Here is a 10,618-nt window from a genome sequence, read left to right as displayed (position 1 = left end):
AACGTGCCACACCCAGCGTCCTACCAGGCCCCACCCCCGCACGGGACCAGAACCCGAGAATGATCACGACCTCACACAGGCCCTAGAAGGCGGTGCCCGAAGCGCCGTCATGAACCTGCGCTGCCGTTTCCGGCGCCGCCCACCACGAATCATGGCACGATGCAAAGACGGCCGGAAGAACTATCCCGCGCCGGGACGACGAGGGGGCTGACCGTGTCCGTCATCACCATCGCGATGCGCCGAGCGATGCGCATCGACGGAGCGCTCGGCGTGGCGGTCGTCGACTACGTCAGCCGCATGACGCTCGGCGCCCTCGGCGAACCGGCCGGCCTTCACTTCGCCAAGGCAGCGAGCGGCGGCACGGACGTCGTACGCGCCGAACTCTCGGCCTTGGACCTGCTCGGTTACGCACCGGCGCGACTGGAGGACATCCTCATCACCCTGGATACGGAATACCACCTCATCCGGCCCCTGACCCGCCGCATGCACGAAGGACTCTTCCTCTACGTCGTCCTTGACCGAAACCGCGCGGATCTGCCCGGCGTCCGCAAGGAACTGCGGCAAATCGAGCGGATCCTGTGACGGGCCCGGAGCTGTTCACTGCGGGCCGGTCAGCGGGCTTGGGGGCCGTCGCCGGGCCGTGAGGGTCCTGAGGGCGGTGCTGGTAGGGCTGGCCTCGCTGGCGGCAACGCTGTCGCGGCGAGCTGAGGCAGGTGAGGTTCCTCCCGCCTCCCGCGCGGGAGGAACCTCACGCCCGGGTCGGGACCGTGCCGGTGCAGCGTGGTCCTGTCGCAGCCTATCCGGGCTCAGTGACTCAGCCGGTAGCCGGTGACGATCTCCGCCGAGATCTGGAGCACGTGGTCCATGTCCAGGTCGATCCAGGGGATGAGCAGGTCTCGGTAGCGGGTGGCGGTGAGGGGATCGGTGATCAGGCTGGCCCGGCCGGTGACCATCACGCTCCAGCCGGTGCGGTCCTCCAGGTCGATCTGGTCGGTTTCATAGACCATCACCTCCTCGACCGACGGATCACGTACCAACGCCGATCCGGTGTGAGTGCGGAAGACGATGCGGTCGCCGTCGACCAGATGGTTGACCGGGCGGATCGCGGGCAGTGCCTGAATGGAGAAGCCGATCCGGCCCAGCGGGACACTGGCCAGCAGCGCCAGGGACTCTTCCCGGCCCAGCTCGGTCATCCGGGCAGAGCCGGTGTGAAAAAACGGTTTGGCCATTACGGCTCCCTGCAAGACGGGTTCCGCCCGCACGAGCGAACAGCGGCCGCCACAGTCAGACGGCCCGCAAGACGGCGGCCCCCTGCCTCCACCGTGGTGCGAACGCCTCCAAGGACAGCAAGCCACCGGCGCACCCTTCGCAGCGACAGCATGCGTGCCACGGCCGTCGATGCCCTGTAGGCCGACCGGCCCTGAGTAGAGTTCCCCTGTTGGTCAGCTGAGTCGACCCGAGTTCGTCGAATCCGCGGCGATCTTGTTTCAGGCGGACTCTACGAAACTCGGCTGACGACGGCCAGTAGCTCTCCCGAGGCGGCCAGTGGAACGGGCCGTTGGCACTCGGGGAAGCCCAGCTGCGGGTCCTGTCGAACTGCGTGCGCTTCGCGCGGTCAGCCAGGTCAGATGCAGATTCCATGCGGCCCGGATGACCATGGCGCCGGCATACCGTAAGTGGTCGGCTCGGCGGCAGCGCGAAGAGCGCAGCCGCCGACCGGACGGTTGAGAGGGGGCGTGGGCCGACGGCTACGCGCGTTCAGAGCGGGCGTTGAGGACCCGCTCCCGGACTCAGGGCAGGAGGTTCCTCGTGAGCGCCAGGCTGGTGGACTGGCACGAGTCACAGGATGTGTTCACCGGGGCCCGCGGGCCCTTCCCCACCGCGTTCGCCGCCAAGGCCCCGGTCGCGCCGGAAACTGTCATACGCCGGGCGGGGGGTGAGCAGGCCGTGGTGCACGGGCTGTCTCTGCGGTGGACGGACTCCGGTCTGACGGCGATGAACTTGCGGACCGGAAAGAGTACTGGCGCTACGAGCGCCGGGATGCGAAGGACCCAGCTGTGTGGTCTTCGGGCTGTCGGAACGCACCGTGGTGGCCCGCTTCACCGACGGGAAGCTGGTCGCCGTCGATCTGCGCACTGGCAAGCCGCTGTGGCATGCGGATATACGGGCCGGCGACCGTCACCGGTCCGTGGAACTCGTCGGCGGCCGTGCCGTCACCGAGGATCTCGGCGCCGTGCACGCTTTCGACGAGCGCGGCGGCCGGAGCCTGTGGACGGTGAAGACGCCTGAGTCGTGTCCCGAGGTATTCCTTCGTTCCGTGCACACCCTGCCCGACCACGTCAGCGCCGTCCACGTGAAGTGCAACGCCTCTGGTCGCGGCGACCGGGACGAGTACGGCCTGCTGCTCGGGGTCGACAACCGCACGGGCGAGATCCTCTGGCAGCAGCGCACCGCTGACCCCGAGCTGACGGCCTCGGAGTGACGGGCACACGCTGGTCGCCCCGGACCCAGACCGCCTGCATATCATCCGGTTGCTCGACATGAACCGCCAAAGGATCTCTGCACGTGCCGCACTCCCCCTGGACGAGTGGGACGTGCTCACCGCGGGCGGCGGCACCGTAGTGTCCGGCAGCGACCCGAAAGACGGCTCCGGGGACCACGAGACACTCCTGCGCGGCTACGACGCCCGTGACGGACGATCCTCCTGGCAGCTGCGAGCGTCGGCCGGCCAGGAGTACGGCATCGCCCGCATCGCCGACGGCCGGGTGTACGTCGTACGCCAGCCGTTCCTCACCGCTGCGGACGCCGGGCGGCGGATCCAGGCCGACCTGCTCGTCCTCGATGCGGCCACGGGACAGTTGCTCCATACCCTGCGGCTGCCGGCCATGACAGCGCCGGACGATTCAGACGCCTTCGACAGGCTCGACGTCCTCGACACCGCCGACGGTGCGGTGAGCATCGCCTGGCGAGACCACAGCGGGGACCTGCTGATCGCCTCGGGGTGACCCCCGCCCCCGTGTCGTCGACCGCTGTGGCGTCGAATCGGCCGGAAGTGGGTAGTTCTGCCGGACGTACCTGCTGCGTCAGCCGGGACACCACGGTGACGTGGCCGACTGCACCGACGAGGTCACCGGGAACCCACAACGAGAGGGGCAAGACCGTGGCGGCCCGTGTTGCCGAAACGCCGTAAGAAGCCGTCGCGAAGGGCTGGCCTGCGCACCGCATACGCGTGACGCTGCCTTGTAACGGGACACGGACAGACTGGAGCCGATCGTGCGGGCACGTGACCTGGCAGTGGAGTACGAGACCGTCGGCGTCGACACCGACGCCGTGGTGGCGGCACAAGTGATGGCCGAGCACCGGCTGCCCGCCCTGCTGGTGGTCGACGAGCAGGGCGCGCCCAAGGCGGTACTGCCCGCCTCACAGATGATCAAAATCCTCGTGCCGGCCTACGTCGTCGAGGACCCGACGCTGGCCGCCGTGGTCGACGAACGCCACGCCGACCGGCTGTGCGAGGCACTCAAGGGCCGCACGGTGCGCGAGTGCCTGTCGAAAACCGTGCCCGCGCCCCCGGTCGCCGAACCAGACGCGACCGCGTTGGAGGTCGCGGCACAGATGGCGCAGGTCCGCAGCCCCCTGGTGGCAGTCGTCGACGAGGACAGGACCGGCATGCGGCTGCTCAGCGTGATCACCGCCTCACACCTGCTGGAGCGACTGCTGGCCGCCACGTCGTGAGCCGCCGGGACCGTCCTCTCGATGGCGACGCCACACCTGCGGGCGTGAGAGCCCGAAGAAGGTCTTCACACTCCCCGCGCGTACTGGTGATCTGTCAAAGATGGATCAAGAACAGGTAAGGTTCCCAGTGGTGTGCCGGGAAGCCTGGTCGGCGAGCAGGGGATCACTCTCTCTTCCGATCGGGGGTTCACGTCATGGTGCTGGTGGCGGTGTTCGGTGTCGCACTGCTGGTGGCGGTGTTGCTGTCGGGTCTGGCGGCCCGGACGGTGCTGTCCACCTCCTTCCTCTTCCTGATCGGCGGAGCCCTGGTCAGCGACGGCTTCCTCGGGCTGATCCACATCACACCGGACAGTGAGATCGTGTCGGTGACGGCCGACCTGGCGCTGTTCGCGGTGCTGTTCACCGACGGGCAGCACGTCTCCTTCGCCAAGCTGCGCGCCAACTGGAAGAGCCCGGCCCGCGCGCTCGGCTTGGGCATGCCCCTCGCCTTCGTGTTCATGGCTGTGGTCACGCACTTCCTGATGGGCCTGGACTGGACGACGTCGTTTTTGGTGGGTGCCGTCCTGGCGCCGACCGACCCGGTGTTCGCCTCAGCGATCGTGGGCCGCAAGGAGGTCCCGGCCAAGCTGCGTGAACTGCTCAACGTCGAGAGCGGCATCAATGACGGACTGGCCCTGCCGGCAGTCCTCGTGCTGATCGCGGCGGCCGGGCCCACCGCGGGCCACGCCGACGAGGCGTCGAGCGGGAAGATCGCCCTGGAGCTCGCGCTCGGACTGGTCTTCGGCATCCTGCTGCCGCTGCTCGTCAACGCTCTCGTCCGGTTCCGCCTGCTGGGCGCGGAGCCGAAACTGCAGCCGCTGGTTGCCGCTGGCGACCGGGATCATTCTGTACGGGCTCTGCCACCTCACCCACGCCAACCCCTACCTGGCCGCCTTCTCTGCGGGCGCCGTCCTCGCCGCCACCGCCCCGGAGGCCAAGGAGGCCTTCGAGCCACTCGGCGAGGCTCTCGCGGAGCTGGCGAAGTTCGCCGCGCTGCTGGTGTTCGGCGCCCTGCTCACCCCCCGCCTCTTCGCCGACCTGTCATGGGGCGGCTACGTCGCCATCGCCCTGGCGATCGTGCTGATCCGGCCCGCGTCGCTGCTGATCTCTCTGATCGGGACGCACTTCGAGCGCCGCGAGAGACTGACCGCGGCCTGGTTTGGCCCGAAGGGCTTCGCGTCCGTCGTGTACGGGCTGCTGGTGCTGCAGTCCGGCATCCCGCACGCGCGGGAGGCGTACACGCTGATCGCGGTGTGTATCGCCTTCTCGATCATCGCGCACTCCAGCACCGACGTGCCCATCGCCCGCATGTTCGACGTCGAAGACCTCGTCGGCATCCCCGACGACGATGACGACCATGCGTTCGCGGCAGTGGAACGGCAGAGCGAGGCAAACGGCCATGCCCCTCCTGCGAACTGGCCCAGCCCCGTCCCCCGGTGACAGCCCATGACGACGACGCAAAGGCCACCCGGCTCATCGTGCACGAGCGGCTGTCCGCCCTCCGGGTCCTCGGCCTGGAGAAGTATCCGTTCACGGAAGGTGCCCGCAGCCCGCGGTCGAAGCACTGGGACCCGCCCCGGTACAGGAGGATCCGAGTACCGCGGCGGCCATCGACGACCGGCTGGACAACGACACCCGAGCAGCGATGACCGGCCAGTCGTCGGCCACGTGGCCGCTCGGGAGCCGACTCACACCGACAGCCAGGGACAGGCCCGTCGCCGCCATGATCGAACGATGCGGTGACACAGCCCCTGCTGGTCGGCGCTTCACCATCGACGCCCCACCCGACCACTTCATCGGAGGATCGTGAACGACTGGCACAGCTGGGCGTCGCTCATCGTCTTCGTCGGCGCGTACGCCCTGATCATCAGCGAGAAGATCCACCGTGTCGCCGTGGCCCTCGGCGGCGCGGGACTCATGCTGGCGATCGGGGCGACCGACGACGTCTCGGCCTTCTACTCCGAGGACTCCGGCATCGACTGGAACGTCATCTTCCTACTGATGGGCATGATGATGATCGTCGGCGTGCTGAAGAAGACCGGTATGTTCGAGTACCTCGCGATCTGGGCCGTCAAGCGCGCTCGCGCCCAACCCTTCCGGGTCATGGCCATGCTCGTGGTCATCACAGCGGTGGCATCGGCGCTGCTGGACAACGTCACCACGGTCCTGCTGATCGCCCCGGTCACCCTGCTGGTGTGTGAACGCCTCGCCCTGCCTGCGGCGCCATTCCTCATCGCCGAGGTCATGGCGTCCAACGTCGGTGGCACGGCGACCCTGGTCGGCGACCCGCCCAACATCATCATCGCCAGCCGGGCCGGCCTGACCTTCAACGACTTCCTCGTCCACCTCGCCCCGCTGTCCGCGGTGCTGGTGCTCGTGCTCCTCGCACTGTGCCGGGTGCTGTTCCGCGAGGCGTTCGTGTACGACGAGGACCGTGCCGCCGAGATCATGGCGTTGGAGGAACGCGAGGCCATCAGGGACCCGCGCCTGCTGGTCCAGGGACTGATCGTGCTGGCTCTGGTCGTCGCCGGCTTCGTCCTGCATCCCGTGCTGCACTACGAGCCCAGCATCGTCGCCCTGCTCGGGGCCGGGGTGCTCATCGCCGTCTCCACGGCCGAGACCAGCGAGGTCCTCGCCGAGGTGGAGTGGCCCACCCTCGCCTTCTTCGCGGGACTCTTCATCATGATCGGCGGTCTGATCGACACCGGGGTCGTCGGCGAGGTCTCCAAGTCGCTGGCGGACCTGATCGGCGGCAACGAACTCGGCGGCTCCATGACCCTGCTGGGCGGCTCGGCCGTGTTGTCGGGCGTGGTCGACAACATCCCGTACGTCGCCACCATGGCCCCGATCACCGCCGACCTGGTCAAGGACATGGGCGGCGCCGGCGACCACGTCATGTGGTGGGCCCTCGCCCTCGGCGCCGACCTCGGCGGCAACGCCACCGCCATCGGCGCCTCCGCCAACGTCGTCGTCCTCGGCATCGCCGAACGCAACCGGCAGCCCATCTCCTTCTGGCAGTTCACCAAGTACGGCCTCATCGTGACCGTCGCGACGGTGTCCATGTCCCTCGTCTACGTGTGGCTGCGCTACTTCGCCCTGGCCTGAGTCCTCCTTCGGGCGAAAGCGGTCGGGCCGGCCGACTGACACCAGCGGTCAAGGAAGCCTGCCACGTTCGAGCTGGAGCGGGGACACGGCCGAGGGCCGCGAGACCAGGGAAGCCGGCCGACCGTCGGCGCACTGGCGCCCGCACTGCGAGCACGCGCGGGAAGGACCGGCGCGGGACGCTAGCAGCGGACGGCGTCAATACAGGATGTGTGCAGCAAGCGCGCGCCGGCCTCGCGAAGGCCGGGCACCGCGCGCCCGTGCACGGCGTCAGCTTTCGGTGAGCAGGTGCCGGACGACGTACCCGGCGGAGTCCACGCCAGAGCTGCCACCTTCAACCAGGGCGGCGACGGCAATACGGGAGTTGTACGCCGTCAGCCAGCCGTTGGTGTGATCACCCTCCTCCGCTGTGCCGGTCTTGGCGCCTACGCCCGCCAGACCGCCAAGGCGAGGGGCGGCGGTGCCGCTCGTGGCCACGGAGCGCATCATCGACTGTAGGTAGCCGGCTGTACGGGCGGAGATGGGCCGGGGCGCGGTGTCCTGGTGCTGCCCTGGCAGGATGACCGGCTGCTCGAAACCGGCGTTGCGGACGGTGGCCGCCACGGACGCCATGAATAGCGGCGTGGCCGTGACCCTGCCCTGTCCGATGAACTGAGCCGCCTGATCACCGCCCTGGGCGTCCGGCGGAATGCTCGGGTCGGTGGTGGCGACCCCGCCCCCGATGGACCAGCTGCCCATACCGAAGACGTTGACGGCCTCGTCGTGCAGCGCGGAGGCGTCCCCGTTGTGCACCAGGTAGTGGAAACCGTCCTTGATGAACGCCGTGTTGCACGACACCGTGAACGCCTGGGCGACCGTGGAAGCCGCATTGGGTCGCACGCCCGCGTCGTTGTGGAACAGTTGGCTGTTGGCCATCAGCGAATCCGTGCACGGGGCGGGGCTGTTGGGGGTGAGGCCGACCTGGTCGAATAGGGCCGCCGACGTGATGATCTTCATGGTGGAGCCCGGCGACTTGATGCCATTGACAGCGATGTCACCGTCCGCGCCGGTGTGGGCGATCGCGAGGATGTGACCGGTCCGCCAGTCGAGCGCCACCGTCCCGGCGGGTTTGTCCTGCAGGTGGGAGTCGGTCACCGCATTCTCGGCCACGGCCTGGAGCCGCGCGTCGATGGTCGTCCTGATCACCGGCGCCGTGCCCTTGACGAAGACCTTCACCGCCTTCACGCCCACTCCGTCCGCGTCGACCACGGCGACGCCCGTGCCAGCGCTGCCTCCGGTGGGCGTGGCGTTCTTGCGGATCGTCGCCACGATGTCGTGCAGTGAAGAAAACGCGGCCAGGTCGGTCTTGCCGTCGCTCGCCACGACCTTGGCAGTGCTCGTGCCGTCGGGAAGCTTGCCGGCGGTGAGCGACTGGTCGTCGCCGAGGCCTGGGTAGAGCACCGAGTTGTTCCAGTGCACCGCCGGCCGACCTTCCGTGTTCTGCCGTACGGCCACGGCGCTCGGATACGTCCAAGTGCCGCCCGCAACCTGAGCCGTGACACTGAAGGTGACCTTGGTCGCGCCTGCCGTGACCGTCGACGGACCCGCCGACGTGACCTCTCTGAACGCGAGCGACTTGATGTGCAGACCGTCCCGGTATCCCCGCAGCGCCGATGCGGCCGTGGCCGACGCGTCGGTGTCGTCGGCCGCCTTGTCCAACTGCCCCTTCGACCAACTCCCCAGGAAGGCCCGGGCCAACTCGACCGCCTTGGCGTCCGACGGCGGCTCGGTGGACACCGCCGCCGCGTCGAAACCACTAGCCGCCGCGGGCTCGCCGTTCCCCGTCGTCCCGGCAGACATCGCCTGTACCACGTTGTAGGCGCCCACTCCCCCGAGGACGAGCAGCGCCGTGCTTGTGCTCGCTATGCCGATCTTCACAGCTCTGTTCATCCTGTGGATCGTATGCTTGTTTGCACAGTGCAGGTATCGCCCACGGGTGATCGTTACCAGACCGTCAGGTCCGGCTCCGAGCCGCCGCAGCGCGCGCCGTGGGCTCCGAGCGCCCTCATGACGGACTCGGCCACCACAGCGTCATCGCCTTGTCCGCCACCGGACCCTTACCCGGTCGGAACGCGCGACGGCGCGGATGCGGCAAGGGGAGGCCGCCGCGATCCCCTGACACCGGACCGGCCGAGCGCCGACCGTGCTCGCCACCGCCGCCGGGTGGCTGCTGCGGCTACCGCGCCGGGCCCACCCGGTTTTTCGCAGGCGACCAGCGCCACCGCTCGTCCGCGACAGAAAAACACGGGCGCATGCCGGGGAAGTTCGCGGGTACCTCGCCGGGCGCCGCCGGGGCTCCGGCGAGGTGTGCGACGAGCGAGGTGTCAAGGTTATGACGGTGCAGACCGAGCCGGCCGGGGTGCAACGGCCCACGGCGAAACGGGCTTCTGCCGTGGTCGAGTGACTGACGACCACCGATCACAAGAAGATCGGCGCACTGTACATGGTGACCTCGTTCGGGTTCTTCCTGCTGGCGGGGGTGCTCGCACTGCTGATGCGCGGCGAGTTGGCCCGGCCGGGAACGCAGATCCTGTCGAACGAGCAGTACAACCAGGCGTTCACGATGCATGGCGCCGTCATGCTCCTGATGTTCGCGACGCCCCTGTTCGCCGGCTTCGCCAACGCCATCATGCCCCTGCAGATCGGCGCTCCCGACGTCGCCTTCCCCCGCCTGAACATGCTCGCTTACTGTCTGTACCTGTTCGGCTCGCTCATCGCCGTGGGAGGGTTTCTCACCCCGCAGGGCGCGGCCAGCTTCGGCTGGTTCGCCTACAGTCCGCTCAACGACGCGCAGCACAGCCCCGGTGTGGGCCACGACCTGTGGATCATGGGGCTGGCCCTGTCCGGTTTCGGCACCATCCTGGGCGCCGTCAACTTCCTCACCACCATCGTCTGCATGCGCGCGCCGGGCATGACCATGTTCCGACTGCCGATCTTCACCTGGAACGTGATGCTGACCAGCGTCCTGGTGATCATGGTCTTCCCCGTGCTGGCCGCCGCGCTGCTGGCTCTGGAAGCTGACCGCAAGTTCGGCGCCCATGTCTTCGACTCCGCCAACGGCGGCGCGTTGCTGTGGCAGCACCTGTTCTGGTTCTTCGGACACCCAGAGGTGTACATCATCGCGGTGCCGTTCTTCGGCATCATCAGCGAGGTCATTCCCGTCTTCTCACGCAAACCGATCTTCGGCTACGCCGGGCTGGTCGGCGCGACCATGGCCATTTCCGGACTGTCCGTCACCGTGTGGGCGCACCACATGTTCGCCACCGGTGGAGTGCTGCTGCCCTTCTTCTCCTTCATGTCGTTCCTGATCGCGGTGCCCACCGGGGTGAAGTTCTTCAACTGGATCGGAACCATGTGGCATGGTTCAGTGAGCTTCGAGACGCCCATGCTGTGGTCGACCGGCTTTCTGGTGACGTTCCTCTTCGGCGGCCTGACAGGCGTTCTGCTGGCCTCACCGCCGCTGGACTTCCACATCACCGACAGCTACTTCGTCGTCGCGCACTTCCATTACGTCGTCTTCGGCACCGTGGTCTTCGCGATGTTCTCCGGTTTCTACTTTCTGGTGGGCGAAGTTCACGGGGAGGATGCTCGACGAACGCCTGGGCAAAATCCATTTCTGGACGCTGTACGTCGGCTTCCACACCACCTTCCTGGTGCAGCACTGGCTAGGCGCCGAGGGCATGCCCCGCCGCTACGCCGACTA

The 10,618-nt window shown here is 68.1% G+C and carries 7 protein-coding genes and 2 pseudogenes; 7 read left to right on the top strand and 2 right to left on the bottom strand.

What is annotated here, in order from left to right; translation table 11 throughout:
- The first annotated feature begins 213 nt into the window (after positions 1 to 213).
- Positions 214 to 582 carry a hypothetical protein gene (locus ACYF6T_RS43870; protein ID WP_461703584.1) on the top strand — a complete coding sequence of 123 codons (369 nt, stop codon included), beginning with the start codon at positions 214 to 216 and terminating at the stop codon, positions 580 to 582.
- Between the two features lie 224 nt (positions 583 to 806).
- On the opposite strand, the gene ACYF6T_RS43865 is transcribed toward ACYF6T_RS43870, so the two are convergent.
- A complete protein-coding gene (locus tag ACYF6T_RS43865) occupies positions 807 to 1,193 on the bottom strand; it encodes a pyridoxamine 5'-phosphate oxidase family protein (RefSeq protein WP_461703583.1) in 387 nt (128 codons plus the stop codon).
- 866 nt (positions 1,194 to 2,059) lie between these two features.
- Here ACYF6T_RS43865 and ACYF6T_RS43860 point away from each other — a divergent pair.
- From ACYF6T_RS43860 to ACYF6T_RS43840, 5 genes and pseudogenes are all read left to right on the top strand, one after another.
- Complete coding sequence (locus ACYF6T_RS43860; protein ID WP_461703582.1) at positions 2,060 to 2,482, top strand: outer membrane protein assembly factor BamB family protein; 423 nt, start codon at positions 2,060 to 2,062, stop codon at positions 2,480 to 2,482.
- Positions 2,483 to 2,540: 58 nt separating this feature from the next.
- On the top strand, positions 2,541 to 3,005 hold the full coding sequence (locus tag ACYF6T_RS43855; RefSeq protein WP_461703581.1) for a hypothetical protein: 465 nt from the start codon (positions 2,541 to 2,543) through the stop codon (positions 3,003 to 3,005).
- A gap of 268 nt (positions 3,006 to 3,273) precedes the next feature.
- Positions 3,274 to 3,735 (top strand): CBS domain-containing protein, encoded by a 462-nt coding sequence (locus ACYF6T_RS43850; RefSeq protein WP_461703580.1) that lies wholly within the window; start codon positions 3,274 to 3,276, stop codon positions 3,733 to 3,735.
- 194 nt (positions 3,736 to 3,929) lie between these two features.
- Positions 3,930 to 5,214, top strand: a pseudogene (locus ACYF6T_RS43845) (cation:proton antiporter).
- A 366-nt stretch (positions 5,215 to 5,580) separates the two neighbouring features.
- On the top strand, positions 5,581 to 6,879 hold the full coding sequence (locus ACYF6T_RS43840; RefSeq protein WP_461703579.1) for an ArsB/NhaD family transporter: 1,299 nt from the start codon (positions 5,581 to 5,583) through the stop codon (positions 6,877 to 6,879).
- A gap of 267 nt (positions 6,880 to 7,146) precedes the next feature.
- Here the strand turns inward: ACYF6T_RS43840 and ACYF6T_RS43835 are convergent, their stop codons facing one another.
- Entirely contained in the window at positions 7,147 to 8,805 is a 1,659-nt protein-coding gene (locus ACYF6T_RS43835; RefSeq protein ID WP_461703578.1) for a penicillin-binding transpeptidase domain-containing protein, read from the bottom strand.
- A gap of 514 nt (positions 8,806 to 9,319) precedes the next feature.
- Here ACYF6T_RS43835 and ACYF6T_RS43830 point away from each other — a divergent pair.
- Positions 9,320 to 10,618 (top strand): annotated as a pseudogene (locus tag ACYF6T_RS43830) (cbb3-type cytochrome c oxidase subunit I); the annotation flags it as partial.

It is taken from the genome of Streptomyces sp. 7R007, assembly GCF_054850255.1.
Note: the sequence above shows the minus strand (reverse complement) of the source record. Positions and strands in the feature narration are given on the sequence as shown.